Annotated in this window: 19 protein-coding genes and 2 pseudogenes; 12 read left to right on the forward strand and 9 right to left on the reverse strand. The window is 49.0% G+C overall.

The features are described 5' to 3' along the window. Positions 1–98: 98 nt before the first annotated feature. Together ACHZCX_RS06890 and ACHZCX_RS06895 are read right to left on the reverse strand one after the other, a co-directional pair. Positions 99–704 (reverse strand): response regulator, encoded by a 606-nt coding sequence (locus ACHZCX_RS06890; protein WP_319586501.1) that lies wholly within the window; start codon positions 702–704, stop codon positions 99–101. Beyond that, complete coding sequence (locus tag ACHZCX_RS06895) at positions 673–2,649, reverse strand: PAS domain S-box protein (protein WP_319586502.1); 1,977 nt, start codon at positions 2,647–2,649, stop codon at positions 673–675. Before ACHZCX_RS06895 ends, ACHZCX_RS06890 begins: the two co-directional genes overlap by 32 nt. Before the next feature lie 336 nt (positions 2,650–2,985). Here ACHZCX_RS06895 and ACHZCX_RS06900 point away from each other — a divergent pair, with 336 nt between their 5' ends. Continuing rightward, a complete protein-coding gene (locus tag ACHZCX_RS06900; protein WP_319586503.1) occupies positions 2,986–3,441 on the forward strand; it encodes a hotdog fold thioesterase in 456 nt (151 codons plus the stop codon). 79 nt (positions 3,442–3,520) lie between these two features. On the opposite strand, the gene ACHZCX_RS06905 is transcribed toward ACHZCX_RS06900, so the two are convergent. The 4 genes from ACHZCX_RS06905 to ACHZCX_RS06920 all read right to left on the reverse strand — a co-directional run bounded on the left by ACHZCX_RS06905 (position 3,521) and on the right by ACHZCX_RS06920 (position 5,374). Beyond that, positions 3,521–3,952 carry a PilZ domain-containing protein gene (locus ACHZCX_RS06905; protein ID WP_319586504.1) on the reverse strand — a complete coding sequence of 144 codons (432 nt, stop codon included), beginning with the start codon at positions 3,950–3,952 and terminating at the stop codon, positions 3,521–3,523. Between the two features lie 384 nt (positions 3,953–4,336). Continuing rightward, on the reverse strand, positions 4,337–4,777 hold the full coding sequence (locus ACHZCX_RS06910) for a hypothetical protein (RefSeq protein ID WP_319586505.1): 441 nt from the start codon (positions 4,775–4,777) through the stop codon (positions 4,337–4,339). Between the two features lie 154 nt (positions 4,778–4,931). Continuing rightward, positions 4,932–5,099, reverse strand: coding sequence for a hypothetical protein (locus tag ACHZCX_RS06915; protein ID WP_319586506.1), 168 nt, complete (start codon positions 5,097–5,099; stop codon positions 4,932–4,934). A 98-nt stretch (positions 5,100–5,197) separates the two neighbouring features. Then, positions 5,198–5,374: a hypothetical protein gene (locus ACHZCX_RS06920; protein ID WP_319586507.1), complete on the reverse strand. Its 177-nt coding sequence runs from the start codon at positions 5,372–5,374 to the stop codon at positions 5,198–5,200. Between the two features lie 278 nt (positions 5,375–5,652). Here ACHZCX_RS06920 and ACHZCX_RS06925 point away from each other — a divergent pair. The 3 genes and pseudogenes from ACHZCX_RS06925 to ACHZCX_RS06935 all read left to right on the forward strand — a co-directional run. Continuing rightward, positions 5,653–5,904: pseudogene (locus ACHZCX_RS06925) on the forward strand (Fic family protein); the annotation flags it as partial. Between the two features lie 393 nt (positions 5,905–6,297). Beyond that, positions 6,298–7,518 carry a tyrosine-type recombinase/integrase gene (locus tag ACHZCX_RS06930; RefSeq protein WP_319586509.1) on the forward strand — a complete coding sequence of 407 codons (1,221 nt, stop codon included), beginning with the start codon at positions 6,298–6,300 and terminating at the stop codon, positions 7,516–7,518. A gap of 5 nt (positions 7,519–7,523) precedes the next feature. Next, positions 7,524–8,342 (forward strand): hypothetical protein, encoded by an 819-nt coding sequence (locus tag ACHZCX_RS06935; protein ID WP_319586510.1) that lies wholly within the window; start codon positions 7,524–7,526, stop codon positions 8,340–8,342. A 33-nt stretch (positions 8,343–8,375) separates the two neighbouring features. Here ACHZCX_RS06935 and ACHZCX_RS06940 read toward each other — a convergent pair. Continuing rightward, a pseudogene (locus ACHZCX_RS06940) lies at positions 8,376–9,534 on the reverse strand (IS3 family transposase). Between the two features lie 281 nt (positions 9,535–9,815). On the opposite strand from ACHZCX_RS06940, the gene ACHZCX_RS06945 reads away from it, so the two are divergent. From ACHZCX_RS06945 to ACHZCX_RS06980, 8 genes are all read left to right on the forward strand, one after another. Continuing rightward, entirely contained in the window at positions 9,816–10,070 is a 255-nt protein-coding gene (locus ACHZCX_RS06945) for a helix-turn-helix domain-containing protein (RefSeq protein WP_394708772.1), read from the forward strand. 387 nt (positions 10,071–10,457) lie between these two features. Continuing rightward, complete coding sequence (locus ACHZCX_RS06950) at positions 10,458–13,043, forward strand: toprim domain-containing protein (protein WP_319586511.1); 2,586 nt, start codon at positions 10,458–10,460, stop codon at positions 13,041–13,043. A gap of 273 nt (positions 13,044–13,316) precedes the next feature. After that, entirely contained in the window at positions 13,317–14,366 is a 1,050-nt protein-coding gene (locus ACHZCX_RS06955) for a Fic family protein (RefSeq protein WP_319586512.1), read from the forward strand. A 625-nt stretch (positions 14,367–14,991) separates the two neighbouring features. Next, positions 14,992–18,111 (forward strand): type I restriction endonuclease, encoded by a 3,120-nt coding sequence (locus ACHZCX_RS06960; protein WP_319586513.1) that lies wholly within the window; start codon positions 14,992–14,994, stop codon positions 18,109–18,111. Next, complete coding sequence (locus tag ACHZCX_RS06965) at positions 18,105–19,739, forward strand: class I SAM-dependent DNA methyltransferase (RefSeq protein WP_319586514.1); 1,635 nt, start codon at positions 18,105–18,107, stop codon at positions 19,737–19,739. Before ACHZCX_RS06960 ends, ACHZCX_RS06965 begins: the two co-directional genes overlap by 7 nt. Then, positions 19,732–21,006, forward strand: a complete 1,275-nt coding sequence (locus tag ACHZCX_RS06970; protein WP_319586515.1) for a restriction endonuclease subunit S — start codon at positions 19,732–19,734, stop codon at positions 21,004–21,006. Before ACHZCX_RS06965 ends, ACHZCX_RS06970 begins: the two co-directional genes overlap by 8 nt. Before the next feature lie 12 nt (positions 21,007–21,018). Continuing rightward, entirely contained in the window at positions 21,019–21,732 is a 714-nt protein-coding gene (locus ACHZCX_RS06975; RefSeq protein ID WP_319586516.1) for a DUF3800 domain-containing protein, read from the forward strand. Then, positions 21,729–22,223 (forward strand): hypothetical protein, encoded by a 495-nt coding sequence (locus ACHZCX_RS06980; RefSeq protein ID WP_319586517.1) that lies wholly within the window; start codon positions 21,729–21,731, stop codon positions 22,221–22,223. The genes ACHZCX_RS06975 and ACHZCX_RS06980 overlap by 4 nt, the downstream gene beginning before the upstream one ends. 230 nt (positions 22,224–22,453) lie before the next feature. Here the strand turns inward: ACHZCX_RS06980 and ACHZCX_RS06985 are convergent, their stop codons facing one another. Then, entirely contained in the window at positions 22,454–22,732 is a 279-nt protein-coding gene (locus tag ACHZCX_RS06985) for a helix-turn-helix transcriptional regulator (RefSeq protein WP_319586518.1), read from the reverse strand. 530 nt (positions 22,733–23,262) lie between these two features. Next, positions 23,263–23,973 (reverse strand): ABC transporter ATP-binding protein, encoded by a 711-nt coding sequence (locus tag ACHZCX_RS06990; protein ID WP_319588723.1) that lies wholly within the window; start codon positions 23,971–23,973, stop codon positions 23,263–23,265. Positions 23,974–23,976: the final 3 nt, after the last annotated feature.

Genomic DNA, 23,976 nt, shown 5'->3' on the forward strand with positions numbered 1-23,976 from the left:
TTTCTCCGCATACGCGTATAACTACCGGATTCAACAGGAGCAACTTGCCGCGAAAGGTTGACGTTGTCAACCCTGGAATGGCCGGGGGAACAAACTGTTCAGGGGGAGGAGGGGAAAATCTGGCCACGGCGGATCATATCCTTGAGCTCCGCCATCTTATGCCGATAACAGTCGGGACAAATCCCGTGACTGAGATCACTGCCGGTTGTCTTGCTGATGAACTGTTCAATGCTGAGCCACCGGACCTCGCCGTTTTGGTCCGGTTCGTCGTCGCGGATTTTTTTGCATTCACTGCAGATGGACAGCAACGATTCATACAATCGCACAGTTTTTCGCAAGTTCCGCCCTGCAAGGCATTTGGCGACGCGCAGGATCAACTCATCATGGTTATAGGGCTTTAACAGGTAATCATCCGCCCCCAGACGAAGTGCTTCGATGGCCGATTCCAGCTCGCCGTACCCGGTCAGGATGAAAACCGCCTGATCCGGCCGTTTGGATTTTGCCAGCCGCAGAACCTCCATGCCATCGATCCCCTCCATGATCAGGTCGGTAATGATTAGGTCGTATTCCTTTCCCAGCAGGACCGCCGCCTCTTCGCCGCTGGCGGCAAGGTCCACGGCATACCCCATATCCAGCATGTCAAGCCGGAGGGTCTCACGGATCAGTTCCTCGTCATCGACAATCAAAACGGCTGCTTGCGACATGCAGGTCTCCTTGTTGTTTACCTTGAGCCCCGGCAGGCAGGAGCACGGTAAAGATTGTTCCTTGCCCCGGAGGCGACTCGACCAGGATCTCGCCGCCATGGGCTTTGATAATGCTCGAGGCGACCGACATCCCGATACCGGTTCCCTCGACGGTGGCCTTGTTGGTGGTAGAAAACGGCTCAAACAGATGCGACAGGTGCTCCTTGCTGATGTTTGTGCCGCTGTCGGCGACGATAATCCGGACAAGGTTCCCCTCTTTACTGGTCTCTATCCGAATCTCACCACCCGTCTCGGCCAAGGCCTCGCCGCTGTTTTTGATCACATTGAGCAGCGCCTGCTTGATTTGGCTTTCGGAGGCGTTCACCATGAGGGCATCATTACCATACTCCCGCCGCACCACGACTTTCCGCACTTTCAGGTGTTTATTGAGCAGCAATAGGAGTGAATCGAGGCCACGATGCAGGTCAAAATCCTGCCGGTCGTCTGAAAAAGGCTTGTCAAACTGCTGCAAATCCCGGATCAGCCGTTTCATACGATCGCAGTTCTCGAGAGCGAGTTCCAGCAGGCTCAGATCGGCGGCCGCCCACCCGGATTTCCTGGCCATCCGCTCGACCACTGAGCGGACCCCACAAAGAGGATTGTTGAATTCATGGGCGATGGAGGCTGCCAACGAGCCGATGGCACTCAGCTTTTCTGCTTGAATGAGCTGCTGCCGGGTCGTCAGCAGGTCAGCCGAAATCTTTTTCAGCTCCCGGCTGTCGAAGAAAGTGATAACCGTGGCGCTCAGTTGGCCAGAGGAATCTTTATAGGGTGCGGCATGGAGCGTGCACGAGAGATGCTGGCCGTGCGCAACCTTGTCGATCTCCTGATAACAATGCCCCACACCGGTTTGCAGCTGTTTCACAGGACAGTTCATGGTACCACACCCCTCACAGCCCCAGATATCCGAACCCGATTTGCCGAGGGCTTCCTTGAGGGAGCAATGAAAAAAATCACAAAAAGCCTGATTAATCTTGAGGATTTGACAATCCAAAGAAAGCAGGCAGAGGGGAACAGCGACGTTAAAGATTTGCTCAAGCTCGCTGTAAGCGGCGCGTAATTTCCGCGCCCCCTGCTTCTCCGTCGTCATATCGAGGACGGTCAAGGAGGCGTCATGGCGCCTGGAATGATCGCCGACAGCCAGAGGAAGGGCGCTGAAGAGCACATCCACCAACGATCCGTCGGCCCGCTGCCAGCGAGATTCGACCGACTGCAACAAACCTGATTCCAGAGGCGGCCAATCGGCGGTTTGGCTGCTCTCCTTTGCGTCTGGGGCGAACAGCGTGCTCCAATGGCGGCCAAGCAGTTCGGCGGCCTGATACCCTGTCATCCGGGCCAGCTGCCCATTGAGATACTGAAATCGTCCCTGGCGAAGAATACCGATGCCGGCCGAAGTGGTGTTGAGCAGATTTTGCATCAGTAAAGAATTTTGGAGCAACTCCTCGTGCTGCTCGCGCACCTGTGCATTCAGCACCCGGTTATGATGACGAAGAACGTCCTCCTGCACCTTCCGCTCGGAGACATCGCGGACAATGCTTTGTACTCCGACTATTTTTTCACCATCAAACCAAGGAAAAGCATGGATCTCGACCCAGACTCGCCCGCCATTTCGATGCGCCACTTCAAGAATGAGCTCAAGAGAATGGACTCCACCCAAGAGAAGATCAAAGGATTTCCCAACCTGGGCCTGATCTTGCGGGCGAATAAAATCTAAATATTGTCGATGAAGGACGGCCTTCGGGGCAGAGCCGAGCATTGTCGAGCTGGCCGAGGACAGATAGAGAATCCGCCCCTCGCGGTCCAAGCGAACAAAGAGGTCTGGCGAAGTCTCAGCAAAAGAGCGGAATTGATCGTCAGTCTGTACTTTATGCAATTCCCGCTGTTCACCTTGTTCGTCCCTGACCACGCACGCCCCCTTTAAAGCAACGAAACACAACTCAACCATTGCTTCGTGCTGTCCTTATTGCAGGGCAAGGTTTCTCAGTCAAAGAAATCGCCCCCACACCAGCTGTTTGCTATAGCAGACAACACCGCAAAGAGCACGACAAAAATGTCGTAAAAGAATCAATAAATCAATGACAAGCCGCTTCTCGTTGCCGCGCAACGATTTCCAGGCCACAGGCAGCATTTGCCAGGGACACCACCCCATCAGCTCACAGTACAGTTCCCTTGTACACAAATGCGCTGCAAAACCACTGTCCATTGATTATAGAGTTTGGGGTGGAGACAGAGGGACAAAGTAATGCTGGCAGACAGACAGGACAAAAATATGTGGAAGAAAAGGCAGACTCTGCAAGAATTACAATCCGCCTGCACCTCAACCCTGGTGGAAAGCCTAGGGATTGAGTTCACGACCGTTGGCGAAGACTATATCGAGGCGCGAATGCCAGTGGATGAACGAACCATGCAGCCCATGGGCCTGCTCCACGGCGGGGCCTCGGCGGCCCTAGCGGAGACACTGGGCGGCGCAGGGGCCTACTTGAGTGTCGAGGAAGGTACTGTGTGCGTGGGCCTGGAAATTAACGCCAACCATGTCCGGCCTGCCGGCCGCGGTTGGGTTACCGGTCGTGCCGAACCGCTGCACAGAGGGCGCACCACCCAAGTTTGGAATATTGCGATCCGCGACGAGGCGAAAGACCTTGTCTGCATCTCCCGTCTGACCGTGGCGGTACGCCGGTTCCCCGACGAAAAAAGCTAATCAGCGCCCCAAGGCCGGTCATCACAAGAAGAAATGTTTCCTTTTTAAGGGAAGATCCAGGACCACAAAAAAGTGGCCGTCACAATGCGTGCCGGAGGACCTTTGAGGCGTACATGCCGGAAATGTGTTGGCGCTCGGCCCTGCCGAGGCCGACAAATTCCACCCCCGTCGTATAGTTGCGGTCCTGGTTTTGCACATGCTTGACCACGGCTCCGGAGATAATCTTTTCAGCACCAAGGAAGAGCCCCACCTTGATCGCCTGATTCTCCGCAAGCCGACAGTCAAGCTTGACAGCAAGTCCGCCTTCACAAATATCGTGCAACGAACCGGTAAACGTTGTTTCCGCCGTCGCCACCTTCACCAGGACACGCTGCCCGTCAAACAAACGAGCCAACTCCTTTTCATCCATCCGGGCATGGACACGTTTACCATGGGGACTAGCCGGCTGAAACTCCCAATCCATCTCCAACCCTGCCAGCGAGGGAATATCATCCCATTTTTTCTTTTGCATGGTCCTTTCTCCTTTTCCAAGAGCCTAGGCTATCACCAAGGAGACGGTGCAGCCAAACCTTCGCGTCTCCAGCCCTTTCCGATCTACATTCCTGTATTTACAGTAGCTCCCTTCAGACTAATGAGCAAGTCCCCGGTTACGCGTTCCCGGCAGTTTTTCAACACCAAAGAAACGAATAAAGACGGCCCGACTTTTCTCGCCAATTTGGGGCGGAATACGTTCATGGCACAGGAGAAAACGGAACTGGATATCAGGTTGCACTGGGCGCCCCCGATGAATGGCAACACAATGACTGGCCATATATCTTCTAGTTACCAACAGGGTTACGCAGGACCATAATCCTGTCGACACTTCCCCTCTCAGATCCGCCGAGTTATCTTTGCCCTATCTGCAGGAACCTGTGACAATATCCAAATCTCTCATCGCTACAAAGGGTTTATTAGCGCCCTTTTTATATTCTTCTATTTTTACTACTCGATAGGCACGGGTACCGCTCTTAGCAGCTCCAAAATCAGCGACAGCGACAAAAGAATTCTCGTCAGACCCTTTATGAATGACAAGCGTGGATTTGGCTTGGGTCGTATCGAGTTCGCTCGACTTACCCGTAATCGCTCCAGTTTCCCTAGAAATAGTGAACTGATGCTTCGCGACGTTTTTGTCCCTCCCAGATTCCAGAGACGTTTCCAGCGTTCCGATCTCCTTGAGCTGATACACTTGAGTAATTGTGCATGTATAGTCAGTTACGCCCGCAGAAGCGGCGCAACTGAGGAACCAAGAAAAAAATGTGGGTACCAAAAAAAGTTGACTAATACGAATCGAAATCATAAGGAAATTCAACCTGTTGCAGTTTTATTCAACGAGCTGCTCCATGGAAAAATGACGCCGCTCACAAACTCGTCCTTCCATTGACGTGCCCCAGTCCAGCGACACACCAGCCGGGGGACCTCAAAAAGCTAAAAAGGAAACCCCTTCACGTTCACTACCTGCTGAACTCCTCCCACAGGAGGTAACAAACACCCGTAATAGAGGCGATGAATATAATACCGCGAATGATCAGGCCCTTAGTGGTGAGCAGTTTCTTAGCAGGCATTGGCCCGATAAACGCGGCCTTCTTTTCCCTTCTTAATTTCGATTTGTTTACATCCATAATCCCTCTGTTAGCTGATACAATCCTGGCCTTGGACGCTCACCTTTCGTGCCATCGATACTGGCATGGCTATCCGCTGCTGTTTTTTGCTATTTTAATCACTGCCAACCGAGATCCCAGACGAGATAGCACGCATACAGTACCGGCGGAATCATGAAGGCCAGGCGGGTCGCCCAACCATTTGCGAACCGTTTCTGTTCCGGTGGTGATACTTGCGGTTGTAATTGCGCCTGCTTCTTTCTTTCCCTTCTCAACTTCGATTTGTTTGTCCCCATGTGTCCCTCCATTAGTCAAAAGCTGCGAATGGTGACGGTGCAGTCTGCGCACCTTGCTCCCCATAGCTTTTCGTCGTATTGCTTATTATTCCGTCATCTCCGAAGTATCAACAAGTAACTTGAGTTGAATGGCGCTGTTCAGCCTGATCCAACATTTTCGGTCGGCAGGATTATCGCCCCCAAAAAATTACAGCTACTAGAAGAATTTACAGAGAGCTTCCACGATAATTTTGGGTGTGAATGAGCGTGCGGTTGGTTGCATGATTTAATCAAATAGCATCCACATCACCGCAAAAACACTTAACTTAATAGCCGCTATTGACGAACTCAAAGGCGCATGGCGAGCATTAAGCACACTTGCGCAGAACCGATTATTGGCCCTGAGGCGTGTTGCGACCATTGAAAGCATTGGCTCCTCGACCAGAATTAAAGGAAGCAAACTTTCAGACCGCGATGTCGAGAAGCTCCTTGCCAATCTCCAGATCAAATCGTTCACCACCCGTGACAAGCAGGAGGCGGCTGGTTATGCCGTGGACACAGGGGAAAAATATTGAGGATGGGCGTTGATCAAAACCGCCTACAAAGTGCTTACACAAGGCAGCACAAACAAAAAAAGGGGTTAAGCCATAATGACTTAACCCCTTGAATATGCGTGGTAGCGGGGACAGGATTTGAACCTGTGACCTTCGGGTTATGAGCCCGACGTGCACTTATATTGTCATTTTGTATGCAAGTATATTTTTCTTTCATCTTCTAGTAGTTATCGATTGACGCGTTGCTGTTTTGTTGTATTACTTTGCCTCAAACAGGCTAAATTTTACCGTTCCACATGTCACCGGCATGTAACGGAAGATCGGGGCCCCGTTTCGCAAAAAAAAATTTTTCTACGGGACAGAACACATGGCATTTTTGAGAAAAAAAGCATGAGCAAGGAGAATAAATTTAATTTCACAGAGGAACGGCTACGCAAAATTAAACCAGCGGCAACTGGAAAGCGAGCATATTACTACGATCAATCAACTGCTGGACTGCGCTTGACCGTAACGGACAGGGGAGGAAAGTCCTTTCAGGTTCAAACATGGAGTCCTGCAAAACAAAAGCCTATCATTTCCACCATTGGCAAATGGCCCTCCGTGCCACTACATGAGGCAAGAAGCCGAGCGTCTCGATTATTGGTGGAAGTGCGGGACGGCATTGACCCATTACAACTAAAACGTCAAAGGCGTGCAGAAATGACTATCGCTGAGGTGGCTGAGATATTCATGCAAGAACACGCTAAGCCCAACAAGAAATCATGGCGTGATGATGAATGCCGTTTGAACAAGCGTATTATCCCCGATTTCGGGGCAAAAAAAATGTCCGATCTAAGCCACGAAGATGTGAAACGCTGGCATTCCGGACTTGTAAGCGCTGGCCTTTCCAGAACCACGGCAAATAGATATCTGGAGGTATTGAGCGGACTTTATACAGTAGTGCTACCCAAGACGGAAAACCCATGCGACGGGATTAAACATTACAGGGAAGTACAGAGAGATCGTTTTTTAAATCAAGACGAAGTTCGACGGTTATTCGCGACGCTGGAGGCCGAACAGAACGAAGATATTCGTGACTATATTCTGTTGTCGCTTTTTATCGGTGCAAGAAGGGCGAACATACAGGCGATGCGGTGGAGTGACATTGACTTTAATCTCCAGCAGTGGTGCATCCCTTTTCATCAATCTAAGAGCGGGTCAACTATGCTCATCCCTTTGGTTGTCGAGGCCCTAGAGGTGCTTGAGCGAAGAAAGGCTACGACGACATCCGCTTTCGTGTTTCCAGGAAAAGGCAAGACGGGGCATCTGGTTGATCTTCGGAGACCCTGGCAGCGCATCCTCAACCATGCAGGCATTGATGACTTTCATTTGCACGATTTGAGGAGAACGCTTGGATCGTGGCAGGCGATTACCGGCGCGAGCCTCCCCGTCATTGGCAAGAGTCTCGGTCATAAATCCACTGCCGCCACATCCATTTATGCTCGATTAAGTAAAGAGCCCGTGCAGTTTTCTATGCAAACGGCGGTCTCAGCAATGAAACAAATAGCTGCCATGCCTGCGGAAGAGACGGCCGCCAATGTTATTGGCAACAAAACGACACAGGAAAGATGATGGTCATGAAAATAGATTTAATAAAAAAATCCTTTCAACTAATTGCGCCCAAGGCATACCAAATTAACGATAAAAACTGTACCCCTGAGACCATATGGAGAAATCTGGCCATTCAAAACGCCAAGGCCATGGATATGCAAAATTGGGGAGGAGGATGTATTCCATTACTAGAATTAATGGAAAAGTGTCGCAATCGGAAAGATGATTTTTTTAGATTAATTAAACCAGACGAAATTTCAATTTATTATTGGTGCAAAGGAGAGGTCAGTTATTTCAAATATAATAGATTGTTAGACACAAGCCTTTTGCAATCTGTTGAGTACCACAATGGACTTTTTCAGATTGATCATACACTGGCAAATCGTATATGTGGTCTCGGATATCAGGAGTTTGAAGTTGTTAGCGGCTTTAATAAAGATGAAAATAACTATGCCAAGCACTTACCAATACCAATATATCCAAAAAATCTACTAGTTGATCCTGACGATGCAGACCAATTAATAAAAAAACACCCTGATGTTTTTAGTGCACGGACAAAGGTCAGAAAATCAACTATTGCTCGCGGTCAGTCACGTGAAATATCCTCAAAAACCGAAGAAAACTTGCTTAAGGCATTGGCGGTTATAACAAAGGATGCATATGAAGGAAAACCAGAATTTACCAATAGTAAAAACAATATCAGCGCCTCGGCGATAGAAGAGCATGTTATGAAAAATCTTCCAGAAGAATATTCTCGCAAAGGCTTAAAAAAGGGAACTTTACGAAAATTAATACGAAGGGCAATGCCGGTTCTGGAAGAAAGTAAAAAAACCGAAGAAGATTAATTTTGACGTGGTCAAATAAAAGTAGACGTTTTATTAAGCCGCTTTTTTCCAAAGCTGATGTTTCTCAAATTCCATGGGATTCATGTACCCCAAAGAGGAATGACGGCGCTTGCTGTTGTAAAACATCTCGATGTACTCAATGATGTCCTGTCTGGCGCTAGATCGGCTGGGATACCTCATCCCAAAAACCTGCTCAACCTTGAGGCTACCGAAAAAACTCTCGGCCACAGCATTGTCCCAGCAATTGCCCTTTCTGCTCATGCTGGTCAGTATTCCATGCTTCTTGAGTAATTTCTGGAAATCATGGCTGCAATATTGACTGCCCCTGTCCGAGTGAAAAATGAGACCACTCGATGGTTTTCGTCGCCAAATCGCCATGGTGAACGCATCCATGACCAATCGCCTGGTGATGCATTTGTTCATCGACCACCCTACGATACAGCGGGAATACAAATCGATCACAACCGCTAAACACAGCCATCCCTCGGATGTCCAAATGTAGGTGATGTCGCCAACCCAGACGCAATTCGGTGTGGTCACGGAAAACCTGCGGTTCAGAAGATGAGGGGCGACAGGAAACGTATGCTTGCTATCGGTTGTGGCCTTGAACTTTTTCCGTTGTTTTGCTGCAACGCCAGCCAGCTTCATCAAAGTTCCGGCCTCATGCTTGCCGCAATGAAACCCAAGAGCATTCAGCTCCTGAGCCATTCTTCGGCTGCCGTACGTTGCTTTCGATTCCTGATGAATGGAACGAACCCTGGGAATCAGCTGGGATCGCTCCTTCTCCCTGGCCGATGCTCCACGCTTTTTCCAGTGGTAATAACCGCTACGGCTCACCTGCATGACTTTACACAGCAAAAACAAAGGGAACACCTTCTTCTCGATATCGATGAAGGAAAATCTCAAACCGATTCTTTCGCGAAGAAGGCTGCTGCCTTTTTTAGAATCTCTCGCTCCATTCGAAGACGCTCATTTTCCCGCCTCAACTGCTTAAGTTCTGCTTGCAACTGAACCGTGCTGGTCGTAACGGGGGGGCATCCGGTGATTTCCCTTTGACCCACCGGCGAAGTTGAGTGGCATGGATGCCCAGATTCCTGGCCGCTTCGGAAATCTTGTATCCTTGTTCCGTGACCAGTTTGACGGCCCCTTCCTTGAATTCGTCTGTGAATTTTCTGCGTCCTGTTTTTTTCATGTGAACACCTCCTCAGAGCAGATTAAACGCTCTTAATTTTGTGTCCACTTTTTCTGTACCACCTCATTTTGTTTTGGCAGAAAGTAATTTAATTAACATACCGAATATAAAGAAAAATACCAGATAAGAATTTGCCAATATTTGTCTTCATTTTTTGGCAAATTAACGGAAACCTTATCCAAAAGGATTTACGCTTCTCGTTCATTCAAGAGGTATCTAACGCAAGTTATTGGTGATTTGCGACGATGTATTTGCCTCTGACCATTTAAAGGAGAGAAGCCATGTCCGATTCACCGTCTAGCCCCACCCACCAACCAGCCCCCAACCAATCTCTAAACCCCGCTGATCCTCAGTCGCCCAAACCTTTGGGCTTTAACGATATTGAAGCCGCCAGAATTCTCGGCATGAAACCATCCACTTTGCGTCGATGGCGAAGCCAAGGGATCGGGCCTGTGTACAGGAAAATAGGGAGGAATGTGCAGTACACCCAAGCCGATTTACAGGAATATCATGATCGACAGGCGGTGGGAAGGTGAGGAGTCTAAGAGATAAAGCCATCTTGCTCAATCAGGTTGGTCACCTGAGCAAGATGGCTTCAAATGGAAAAATTTACAGTCAAAAATGTAACAGGTTGAACCTTGTTTCTCAACTCATTTCCAAAGGGTACAAGGCATGGAGACTGTCAAGCTACCGCCTTCTTGAAATAGCTATCATTATAAATTCTCACTGCTTATCGAGAAGACACATAATCATCAAAGGAGGTCAACTGGCAAAAGAAACTACCGGCACTCACATAAGCAATTGCCCGCCACAACTGCTACCAGAGCAGCGTTTACTATGTAACTATCTAATAATAAATATTTTATTTTGTAGCGACAAATTGCTACGAAGCCATTGTATGCTGCTACGAGGGAGGTCATTGCATGTTTCTTGATGACCTGAGGCAAACGGTCTTGAAAGAGTTTTCTACCCCAAAGACCAAAATACATGGAGGTGTGATCCATGGCCTTTTATGCCCTGAATGTGGTGCGAATGAGGCGTATGCCTATGAAGGGAAACCTTTTGCCATCAACTGTAACCGGAAAAATCAATGCGGGGCCAATACCAAAACCATCCCGCTTCTTTCTTTCTCAACCCAAGTTGAGAAGAAACACCCACCTACAGAGACGGACAAACACCGGCCAGCACGAATCTATCTTGAAAGTCGCGGAATCCCACCTGACATTATTGCAAGATCAGGCTTTGAGTATCATGCCCAGACAAGAAAAGGATGTGGTGGCGGTGTAATGTTTCTAGTTGGCGTGGATGATAAGAGCCAAAAGATCTACAACGGGAGATTAATCAATCCACCTTACAAGGAAGGAAAAACCCATAATATAGGCTCAGTATCAGGTCATTATTGGAAAATGCCCGGCACGGTCTGCGACTCAGAAAGGACAACCTATGTTACAGAGGGGATCATTGATGCCCTGTCTCTAATTTCTATGGGCGAGCAGGCCATCGCAGTGTTAGGCGCAGGATATGATCCCGCTAAATTTGATCTATCTGGGTTCCACGATCTCACGTTCGCCTTCGACTGCGATCCAGCAGGAACAAAATTTACAACCAGATGGCTTGATCATTTTGCAAAAATGGAACCCGGTACCTCTCCCCCCATAGTTTCAGCCATCATGCCAACCGGCGGCGACTGGAATACTCTTCTTTGCGATGCTATCAATACCGAGGCAGCAGGGATCACATTCAGGAGTAATCTCGACAGATACCGGCACCAGGCGTTGCTGAACCTGGCGGAATCAGCACAACAATACGCTGAGATTTATTCTACCGGCCAGGATGGCCAGGCACCGGGACTGTTTGCATTCCAGGGACAATTTTTTTGGTCATATATTAAAAATAAAAAGGTAGATAGCGTTGAGATTCCGACCGTTTATTCTGAGCGTGTGAGCGACTGCCTCATTTCAGTCAGGCATTTTCGTCGATCTGATAAAGACGAGGAACTTCCTGTTTTTCTCTATTGCCTGGAGGTCAAACCAAAAAACGGTAGGCCAATACAAATGACTCTTGCTGGCGACAGCCTGAAGTCAGCAGATGCTGTGACAGGGAGCCTGTTAAAGCATGGTAAGGCCCATTGGCGAGGCGGCCCGGAAGCGACTAAGGCCCTGGCGGAAATGATCCTCCACTGCAAGGCCCCAATCGTCAGACAGGCAGAGTTCATCGGATACGACCACAAAACCAGGCATTATATTTTTAAGGATTTTGCTATAAACACGAAAGGCCAGTTTATCCTGCCCAACAAGGATGGATTTTTCAAGGCCGGCTACGGCAACGAGTTTGTCAAACCACCGTCCACCGAAACTATCAATCCGACTCAATGTTGCGATGTCGCCAAAATTTATCACCTTTTAATTGGGGCCTGGGGGGATAACGCCGCGGCGGCAGTGGCGTTTCTCGTCGCTTCGCTATTTGTCAATCAGATCAAGGCGACAACGAAATTCTTTCCTTTTCTCTCCTTGCATGGTGATCCACAAACCGGAAAATCAAGACTGGTGACATCACTTAATGCGATGCAGTGCCTTGATGAAGAGGGATTGCCCATGAGCGGAGCAAATACCAAAAAAGGTGAACTGCGAACCCTTTCACAAGTATCCGGCTGCATGAAAGCTTTAATCGAGGGCAATAATCCGGACAAATCCCGATTCGATTTCGAATCAATCCTTCCCCTCTACAATTGTGGCAATCCTTTGCAGATCAGGGCATTGACAACCAACGACAGCCGTACCCATGGCCTGCCTTTTTACGGAACACTTGCCTTCGTTCAGAATGTGGAACCGTTCAAAAGTAGAGCGGCACGGGAGAGGGTTATTTCCTTGAAATTTTCGGAAGAGAATATAACGGATACCACGAAAAGGGCCTTTGATGAAATCATTGCCCTGCCCTTGCAGGTATTGGCGGGATTTTATCCGGCAATCATGAAATTCAGAGGAGTTATTGAATCCTCATGGACAGCTCGATTTGAGCAAGCGAAAACAGATCTGAAAAATGAGGTCCCAGATAATCGGATCAATGAGAATTACGCGCTCATCCTTGCCTTTCATCGGATGTTGTGTGTTTATTTTGACATCAAGCACGACATCCTGTCGTTTGTCGCCCAAATAGGCAAGATCAAGATGGAGTCGGCGCGACAGAGGCTTCTCACCCCAGCGGACAACTTCTTTGATACCATCAACACAATACCGGAGTCATTCCCCTGCATCAAAGAACGAGAAGGTGAAACCATGCATAAAAACGAATTTATGGACATGCGAGGACTAGAGCTTTTCATTAATATCCCAGGTGCACTCAAGGCTATTAAAGAAGCCGGATTCACTATAGATTATCCAGAACGGCTCCAGGCATCCTTGCAGGCGCATCCTGCATTTATCAAAGCGAGCGTCAATCATAGATTCCGTGGCGCCCCTGACAGGCCATTAAAGGCAATGGTATTTGATTGCAAACGGATAGATGGATAAAAGACAAAATTGATTTTCCGCTACGACAGCTACAAACTGCCACAGCTATTGCCACATAAATAATTATATAAAATTATATAGTTAATATACTATTTATAGAGTTGTGGCAGTTGTAGCATTCCCTGCGAGTTTGCTCAGTAAATTTTTTAACCAACAAGGATCGACCTGTCATTTCAGTTGCGAGAAGAATTTAAAGAGATCTTCTACGATATTTTTGGGTGTAATTGGGTATTATTATGGTTATTGGGCGTAAATGAGTGTACTATTGGTAGCATGATTCAATCAAACACCATCCACATCACTTCAGAGATACTTGGCCTAATAGCCGCCATTGACGAATTCAAAGGTGCATGGCGAGCATTAAGCACACTTGCGCCGGACCGATTATTGGCCCTGAGACGTGTTGCGACCATTGAAAGCATTGGTTCCTCGACTAGAATTGAAGGAAGCAAACTTTCTGACCGCGATGTTGAGAAGCTGCTTGCCAACCTCCAAATCAAACCATTTACCACCCGTGATGAACAGGAGGTGGCTGGTTATGCCGAGGTAATGGATATGGTATTCTCATCCTGGCAGGAAATCACACTCACCGAGAATCACATCAAGCAATTGCACCGCGACTTGTTGACTTACAGCGAAAAAGATGAATGGCATCGCGGCAGCTACAAAACCTCATCCAACAGTGTTGCCGCTTTCGACGAAAACGGGGTCCAGCTTGGTATCGTATTCGAAACTGCCACCCCCTTCGATACGCCGCATTTAATGACAGAACTAGTGACCTGGCTACAAAAGGAGCGCCAAGACAAACAGTTACATCCACTTTTAATGATTGGCTTATGGGTGGTTGTCTTTCTGGAGATTCATCCGTTTCAAGACGGCAACGGACGATTGAGCCGCGTATTGACCACCCTGCTGCTTTTACAAGCAGGATATGCCTACGTGCCGTACAGTTCCCTGGAGAGCGTGATCGAGCAAAACAAGGAAGGATACTACCGCGCACTTCGCCAGAGCCAGGGAACAATTCGCACCGAAGCCCCGGATTGGCAGCCATGGTTGATCTTCTTTTTGCGCTCACTGTTTGAACAGACGCGTCATCTGAACAAAAGGGTTGAGCGAGAAAAACTGGTTCTTGCTCCACTCCCAGAGCTTTCATTACAGATTGTCGAATTCACTCGCGAGCACGGCCGGATCACAATGGGCGACATTATCAGATTGACGGGTGCGAGCCGCAACACGCTCAAACAACATTTTCGTTCTCTGGTTAAACAAAATCACCTCAAGCAACAAGGGAGTGGCCGAGGTGTTTGGTACGAACTGCTCTGAGTTGAAAAAAACGGGGGTACATACTTTTTTTCTATGCACTGTGTGTTGGAGTGTTGCCGTGGAGTGCTGCCGGTGGAAGATGATCGCCGGGGTGATACTGCTTTCGTCGACCACTCCAATATGATCCGCCTGAACAGTACCATTGGCTATATTGCGACTGCGGACAGATGTATGGACGAGACAAACTGATTTTCAAAGACAGCAACTCTAAAAGTGAACCTACCTGCGAAGGAAGAAAACAAAAACGGTCCACATGCCGTTTCCCGACTGCCCTGTAAAGGCCAAGCCCTTCGGGCGCTGACGCGGCCTTGACAGAGCAGCCAAAAAACGGCGGGCCTGAAAGTGGCGAAGGCGATGGGGCGGCAAAAGCCACCCACGCCTCTGGCAGGGTTCAGGCTCAAGGGCTCAACGACTCACGCTATGAAGCCAGCCAGAAGTTCCATTTCCATCTGAAGCAAAACACTCAGTGTATCCACAACGGAACGCTACGAAATAATAAAGATGGATTCTGATTTTTTCTCAGAAATTTAATAGGGTTAAATTCTTTAAACCGAGAAGCGGCCGGATCTCATGTTTACACAAGGTGGCCATCAAATCGCTTATAGGAATAAAGGGAGTTGAGCAAATGATTTTCAGTGAAGACTCACGCGTCAAAATACCCTGCATCCTGCATCTGGTCCGGCTTGGTTACCGCTATCTTTCCCTCAAGGATGTCACATGGGATGGAGAATACAACATTTTCCCGGAATTATTCCACACTGCCGTTACCCGCGTCAATCCTGACCTCGACCCTGACGACATCGAACGCCTTTTGATTGACGTCAAACTCTCCCTGGAGAACGAAGACCTAGGTAAAGCTTTTTATGAAAGGCTTACCGAGCGCTCAAACGTTAAACTGATCGACTTTGCCGATTTCGCCAACAACAGCTTTCATGTGGTCACCGAGCTCACCTACCAAAACGGCGATGACGAATTCCGGCCAGATATAACCCTGCTCATCAACGGCATGCCGTTGGTCTTTATCGAGGTCAAGAAGCCCAACAACCGCGAGGGCATCTTAGCCGAACGCAACCGCATCGTCACCCGTTGTCGAAACCCACGGTTCCGCCGTTTTGTCAACATTACACAGTTGATGGTCTTCTCCAACAACATGGAGTACGACGACGGCTCGCCGCAACCCATCGAAGGGGCTTTTTACGCCAGCCCAGACTATGACAGTCCTATTTTTAACTACTTTCGCGAAGAAGAGCAGCTGAACCTTGCCGACCTGCTCGCAGCCGAAGATGACGACATCGAAAAAGCCGTTCTGAAGGACAACAATTTAAACGTCATTAAGCACAGCCCGGAGTTTATCAGCAACAAGTCACCAGATACACCAACCAACCGGATTTGCACCTCATTGTTCAGCAAAGTGCGGCTTTCGTTTGTGCTGCAATATGCGCTGGCCTATGTCAAGGAAGCCGACGGCCTCCACAAGCATGTGATGCGCTACCCCCAGCTGTTCGCCACCAAAGCGATTGAAAAAAAGTTGAATGAAGGCTCCAGGAAAGGCATTATCTGGCACACGCAAGGCAGCGGAAAAACTGCACTTGCCTATTACAATGTACAGTTTTTAACTGATTATTTTCAACGCCAGGCTGTTATTCCCAAATTTTACTTCATCGTCGATCGACTCGATCTCCTCATTCAGGCACAGCGCGAATTTTCAAGCCGTGGCCTGCTTGTGCATACCATCAACTCCCGCGATGCTTTTGCTAAAGACATCAAGGCTGTCCAGGTGATTCATAATCACACGGGCAAGCCGGAGATCACCGTTGTTAACATTCAGAAATTTGAGAATGATCCGGACGTCGTGCGCACCGAAGATTACGATGTCAGCATTCAGCGGGTCTATTTTCTCGATGAGGTGCACCGCAGCTATAACCCCACGGGCAGCTTTTTGGCAAACCTGACCCAGTCTGATCAAAACGCCATCAAAATCGGCCTTACCGGAACGCCACTCCTGGGGGACGACTATACTTCCCGGACATTATTTGGCGACTATATCCACAAATACTACTACAACGCCTCCATCGCCGACGGCTACACCCTGCGCCTGATCCGCGAGGAAATCGCCACCAACTACAAGATTGCCCTGCAACAGGCGCTGAAAGAAGTGGAGATCCTGCAGGGCGACATCGAGAAAAAAAGTCTCTTCGCCCATCCGCGCTTTGTCGAACCGATGCTGGAATACATCCTCCGGGATTTTGAAAAAAGCCGGGGTGCATTCAACGACAGCACCATTGGCGCCATGGTCATTTGCGACAGCTCCGAGCAGGCGAAGCAGATGTATGAAATTTTCACGGAGCGCTATGCTGCACCAGTGGGTTCATTCAGCCCTGCCGCCCTCACCGTTTCAGGCGATGCCTTGCCGATGACCGCCGAGGCACCCCCCACGTACAAGGTGCAGCAACAACAAGCGAACACAGTCGATAGCGCAGCGCTAATCCTGCACGATGTCGGTACTAAGAAAGAACGCGAAGACTGGGTGTATGATTTCAAGGCCGGCAAGATTGATCTCCTGTTTGTCTACAACATGCTCCTCACCGGTTTTGATGCCAAACGGCTGAAAAAACTCTACCTGGGCCGAGTGGTTCGTAAACACAACCTGTTGCAGGCACTGACACGGGTCAACCGGCCCTACAATGATTTTCGTTACGGCTACGTGGTGGACTTCGCCGACATCCGTAAAGAATTCGATGCCACCAACAAGGCCTATTTTGAAGAGCTGCAAGAAGAACTCGGCGACGAGATCGAGCACTACTCCCATTTGTTCAAGTCAGCCGAGGAAATCACGCGGGAAATTGAACAGATCAAGGATCTGCTGTTCCGTTTTGATACCACCAATGCCGAGGTCTTCTCGCAGCAGATCAGCCAAATCCAAGACCGCGCTACCGTGCAGGCGCTGAAAAAGGCCCTAGCCGACGCTCGCAGTCTTTACAACCTGATTCGTTTGCAGGGTGAATACGAATTTTTACAGCATCTTGATTTCCAGAAGCTCAACAAGCTGTACCGGGAAACCTGCAATCACCTGGACCTGCTCAACCTGAAAGAGAGCATCGAGAACAGCAACGACACCACCAACCTGCTCAACATTGCCTTGGAAGACGTGCTGTTCCTGTTTACCAAGATCAGGGAAGAAGAGCTGGTGCTGGCGGACAAACTCAAGAACACCCTCCGCCGCACCCGAGAGGCGTTGGCAGGTAACTTCGACCAGCAAGACCCGAAGTTCATCACCTTGAAAGAAGAGCTGGAGCGCCTGTTTAAAAAGAAAAACCTCAGTGAAGTCACACAGGAAGAGATGAACCGGAATATCGGCGCACTCGATCAGATTTACGAGAAGGTCAAGGAGCTGAACCGTGAGAACAATCAGCTCAAAGCCAAGTATCACGGCGATGCTAAATACACTCGCATCCACAAACGCCTGCTGGAGCGTGGTGCCCTCTCCGAGCCGGAACGCCGTATCTTTGCCGCCTTGACCGGAGTGAAGGCGCAAGCCGATGAGCAAGTGCTGCAAAACACGCAGCTCCTACACAACGAAAGTTATTTCGAGCGCATGATGATGCCGCTGGTGATCGGCCAGTTTAAAACTCAGCACAAGATCAACCTCAACCCCGACGCATCCCGTTATATCAATGGGTTGGTGGTCAATGAATACAGGAATGAATATGTCTCAGGCAGTACAAGAGGAGCGCGTGCGTGGTAACCCAGGATTTTGAACAAAGAACCAGACAATTAATCGACAGCCTCAAGGGCATCTGTGCCTCGTATGGCTTGGGCAATGACGGCAATGAGTTCAAAATCATCACCCAGGTGTTTCTCTACAAGTTTCTCAACGACAAGTTCGCCTTTGAAGCAAAAAGCATCGATCCGAACCTGGCCCAGGTAGAAAACTGGGAACAGGCCGTTGCTGCCCTCAGTGAGGGCGACCTGGACATGCTCCAACTGCAAATGGGTGCCGATACTGCCCGCCTTAAACCGGAGCATTTCATATCACACCTGTTTAGCCGACAGAACGCACCGGATTTTGCCAAGCTGTTCGACGACACTCTGCGTGATATTGCCATCACCAATAACGACATCTTTGCGGTAAAAACGGATGGCGGCACCAAGATAACCCTGTTTGACCGGGTCAGTGAATTCATTACCGATGAATCCAAGCGTGACAACTTCTGCCGCGCCCTGATCAACAAGCTGGTGGAATTCAGTTTTGAGCGCATCTTTACCCAGAAGTACGACTTTTACGCCACCCTGTTTGAATACCTGATCAAGGACTACAACAAGGACAGCGGCGGTAAATACGCCGAGTACTATACGCCGCATGCGGTGGCCAAGATCATGGCTGCCATCCTGGTGCCGGAAGATCAGCAGGGCACAGTCAAGGATGTCAGCTGTTATGACCCCTCCGCCGGCTCCGGCACCCTGCTGATGAATATTGCCCATGCCATCGGCGAGCAGCGTTGCAGCATCTATTCGCAGGATATCTCCCAGAAATCCTCCAGCCTGTTGCGCCTGAACCTGATTTTGAACAATCTGGTGCATTCAATTCCGAACATTATCCAGGGCAACACCGTGCTGCACCCTTTTCACAAAGATGGCAAGGCCCTCAAACGGTTTGACTATATCGTCTCTAATCCACCGTTCAAGATGGATTTCAGCGATTTCCGCGACGAGCTGGACACCAAGGAAAACAAGGAGCGCTTTTTTGCCGGTGTGCCGAACATCCCCAAGCAGGCCGTGGACAAGATGGCCATCTATCAGTTGTTCCTCCAACACATCATCTATTCGCTGAAACCTGGCGGAAAAGCGGCGGTGGTAGTGCCCACCGGCTTCATCACCGCCCAATCTGGTATCGATAAAAAAATTCGTCAGAAATTGGTGGATGAAAAAATGCTAGCCGGAGTAGTGTCCATGCCGAGCAATATTTTCGCCACCACCGGCACCAACGTCTCAATCCTCTTCATCGACCAGGCCAACAAGGACAAGGTAGTGCTGATCGACGCCTCCAACTTAGGGACGAAGGTTAAGGATGGCAAGAACCAGAAAACCCTGCTTGCCGAGGAAGAGGAAGACCGGATCATCGCTGCTTTCAACACCAAGGAAACGGTGGAAGATTTCTCTGCGGTGGTTGATTACGAGGAGATCGCCGTCAAGAATTATTCGCTCAGCGCCGGGCAGTATTTCGAGGTGAGGATCGAGTATGTGGATTTGACAATGGAACAGTTCGCCGCGAAGACACAAAGATTCAGCGACAATCTAGACAGACTATTTAAGGAATCTAGCGAGTTAGAGAAGGAGATCAGGAAACAGCTGGCGGGATTGCGTTATGCGTGAAGCCATTAAACACATACCGTTTGGGCAGGTTGCTGAATTCAGGAATGGCTTAAATTTTGGAAAGGATAGTCATGGCAAGGGTTGCTTGTTAGTCGGAATTCCTGACTTTAAAGACCGATTCACTCCTAAGTATGAAGCACTAGGAGAAATTAACCCGGATGGTATAGCAAAAACGGAAGATTATCTTCAAAAGGGGGATATTGTATTCGTAAGGTCTAATGGCAATAAAGAACTTGTTGGAAGAAGCCTCTACGTTGACAAACAGGTGAAGGCTCTTTTTTCAGGCTTTTGTATTCGCGCAAGAATTACAAGTAATGCTATTGACCCTAATTTTTGTGCTTATTACACAAAGACCAGGACTTTCAAGGATTCGATATCGTCATCAGCTGGCACTAACATTAACAATCTCAATCAAGAAATTTTAAGTCAGGTCAAAATACCGCTCTTTACGAAGAATGAGCAGCTAGCTATAGCAAAAGTGCTTGCTGTTTTAGACAAGAAAATCGAGTGCAATAACCGTATCAATGCCGAACTGGAGGCAATGGCCAAAACCCTCTACGACTACTGGTTCGTGCAGTTCGACTTTCCCGACGAAAACGGCAAGCCCTTCAAATCCTCCGGCGGCAGGATGGTCTACAACACAACCCTGAACCGCGATATCCCCGCTGGATGGAAGGATATAACAATTGCTGATTGCGCTTCTCTAAGTAGGGGGGTCACTTACGGCAAAAACGACGTTCGAAGTAAGGATGATATCGGTGTAATTGGCGTTTTGAGAGCCACAAATATCACTGGCAATCAAGTGGATTTAGATGATCTTGTGTATCTTCCTGAAGGAACGGTTTCGGAAGATCAGTTTATGAATGCATTTGAATCCTTAATTGTGATGTCTAGTGGTAGTAAAGATCACATAGGGAAAAACGGTATTTACTACTCCGATAGAAAAGTTGCATTCGGCGCTTTTTGCTCTAAGTTATCGATTAATGAGGGATTTGTATTTTATGTCAGTACTTTTTTAAATTCGCCTTGGTTTAAGGTTTATATTAAGAATCAATGCCTTGGAACCAATATTAATAATTTAACAAATGACCACATAAAGGAATGCCGACTTGTTAAGCCTGATGTAAAAATTTTGACACTTTTTGAAAAAACAATGTCTGAAGTCTACAAAAAGATCGCTTCTAATTCAATTGAGAATAGAGTTTTAAAAGATCTAAGGGACTGGCTCCTGCCAATGTTGATGAATGGTCAGGTCACGGTGGCATAAAGGAGGCAGGCCATGAGTGACACCTTCAACGTCTACTGCGACGAATCCTGCCACCTGGAAAACGATCACCAGAAAGCCATGGTGCTGGGGGCGGTCTGGTGTCCGCTGGAGAAATCCCGAGAGATTGCCGTCCGCCTGCGAGAAATCAAACAGAAACACGGGCTGGCTCCGGAATTCGAAGTGAAGTGGATCAAGGTCTCTCCCGCTAAGAAGAGTTTCTATATAGACCTGGTCGACTACTTTTTCGATGATGACGATCTCCGTTTCCGGGCCCTAATCGTACCCGACAAATCTCTCTTGCGGCACGACGCCTTCCCCGGGCAAGATCATGACGGCTGGTATTACAAAATGTACTTCGACATGCTCAAGGTCATCTTTCGACCCGATTCCCGCTATCGCATCTACCTCGATATCAAAGACACGCATGGCGCACACAAGGCGGCCAAGCTGCACGAAGTGCTGTGCAATGATCGTTACGATTTTTCTCGCCAGGTTATCGAACGTTTACAGCTGGTCCGCTCGCATGAGATCGAGCAACTGCAATTGGCCGACCTGCTCATCGGCGCGGTCGCCTATCTCAACCGTGGCCTGAGCGGCAACGTAGGGAAAGAAGCCATCATTAAACGCATGCGCAAGCGGTCCGGGTACGACCTGACCAGGACCACTCTCCTCCGAGAAGAAAAAATGAACTTATTCTGCTGGCATGCGGCGGAGGTTCCGTGGTGAACGGCACGCCGCCGGACTGGCTGCCGCCGCTTGTTCTGTTCAGCGATTACGGTGGAAACTGGGAGGCATACCTGGAGGCGTTGTACACCTGGTTCAAGTGGGACTTCATCGACAGCAAACCGGTCTTCCAGGGCAAACGGCTCGGATTAAAGCGGTATCCCCTCAGCCAGGGTAAGGAAGCGACGTTCTGGCACATGACCTCCGAGGGGAGCGATGAGGAAAACAGAACTCCCGATTTCAGGAGGTGCGAACGGATTCGTTGGCCGAAACCGGTCATCGAAAACGACACCGACCCGGCGGTCAAAGTTTGGCGCAATCAGCGGGGCAGGGAAAACAGGATTTGCTTGTGGTTGGTGCAGGAAAATTACTTGGTCGTTCTTACAGACCGAGGCGAGTATATTCTACCGTGGACCGCCTACCTGGTTGAAAAGCCACACCAGCAGCGAAAATTGGAAAGGGAGTATGCGGAATATCGGCGATGCAATCCCTAGAAATGGCTGAAGCCGCCCCGAAGGACGGCCTCGTTACTCCTTCCACGCATGGTAGATGAGCTGACTAAAATATCGTTGTTATTTGAACAAAAGTCAACAACTTTGATGGACCCACCTATGGCGGCTTGCTATCGCAGCACCCTTGACCTGTTTACTCCACCTCTTTGAGCTTGACCTAATCGATTTTCATGCCGCCATACTCCTTACGCCAGAGGTAGTTGCATGTCTGCTCAGTAAGTCGAGCGGGGCCAACGATGATCAGGGCCAAGTCGTGCCAGACAATCAAACATCTTCGCTTCACTAATTCCATGAAATTGGCCTCGCAGCATATTCGATAGCATCGGCTCAGTCATGCCGACAACTTCAGCGGCTTGTAGCAGGGTCCACTTGTGGCCTTTAATAATCTCACCAATTTTGGTCGCAAGCTGTGCTTTGACCATCATTTCGTCAGCGTCGGCCATGCCAAGGTCGGTGTATACATTGCCCGAACTCTCTTCAATTTCGATCATTTGAGTTATCCTTATGTGTGTCATTCCGCTGTGGCAATCGTTCCCAAATCAGGTCCATATCAGGCAGGTTTCATGCAGTTCAGGGTGTAACCTCATCGCTATATGATCGTATAGACAGTACGAAGAGCATCGCCACACGACCATCCGAGATCTCGATGGTCAAGATCTTTCGTTAAAACATTAGTATTTGTGCTTCTTCTGATACCACCCAATTTGGGGTCAGAATAAAATTTGTTTCCACATGTCGGAAATGCCATAACCATCACACCAATATTTTTAGGGAACCGCGACCGTTCCGCTGAGGAGGTAGCAAAAGCTGTCTGTTGGCTTGCGATCGATGCACCAACAAAAGGAGATGCCAAATTTCATGTTTGTTATCCTGCTGAATTACAGCAAACCACTATCCGAGGTGGATTGCTTTATCGAAGAGCATCTTGAATTTCTGGAACGCCACCATACTTCGGTCACTTTCTGCTGCTTGGGCGCAAGGAGCCACGCAAGTCCAGTCCAACATCCTTCAGCACCCTCCTTTAGGTGAAATCTCGCCCTTCTCCCTTCTCCTCGTAGGTCACGCCATCACGTATGTTATAAATACGTTTGAATGTGGGAATAATCTTCTCGTCGTGGGTGACCACGATGATTGCGGTTTCGAATTTGCGGGCCATGTCATTCAGAATCCGGATAACCGCTAAAGCTCGTTCACTGTCAAGTGGTGCGGTCGGTTCATCGGCAAGGATGACCGGTGGACGGTTGACCAAACCACGAGCGATAGCGACCCGCTGCTGCTCTCCTCCTGAAAGCTGGGAAGGCATCGCCTTGGCCCGATGCCCCACATCGAGGGCTTCCAAAAGCTCCATGGCCTGTTTGCGAGCTTCGCTGTTTGGCTGACCAGCAAGCATCGGTAGCAAGGCGATATTGTCTGTGACGTTCAAAAACGGAATAAGGTATGGGGCTTGAAAGACGAATCCAATTTTGTCGCGGCGTAGAGCCCTTAGGTCTTTAATTTTCCATTTATTGTCATAAATTATTTCATTTCCGAGCGTCATGCGGCCAGTCGATGGTTCGATGATGGCTCCCAAACATTTGAGCAATGTTGTCTTGCCGGAACCCGAAGGGCCTATCAGGCCAACGACTTCACCCGGCGCAACAGCCATATCCACGTGTTTGAGGGCGTCAACAGCGGTATCGCCTTGACCGTACCGTTTACTCAGGCTTTCGATACGAATCCCCCGAGCTGATATTTC

The organism is uncultured Desulfobulbus sp. (assembly GCF_963662935.2).
Lineage (GTDB): Bacteria > Desulfobacterota > Desulfobulbia > Desulfobulbales > Desulfobulbaceae > Desulfobulbus.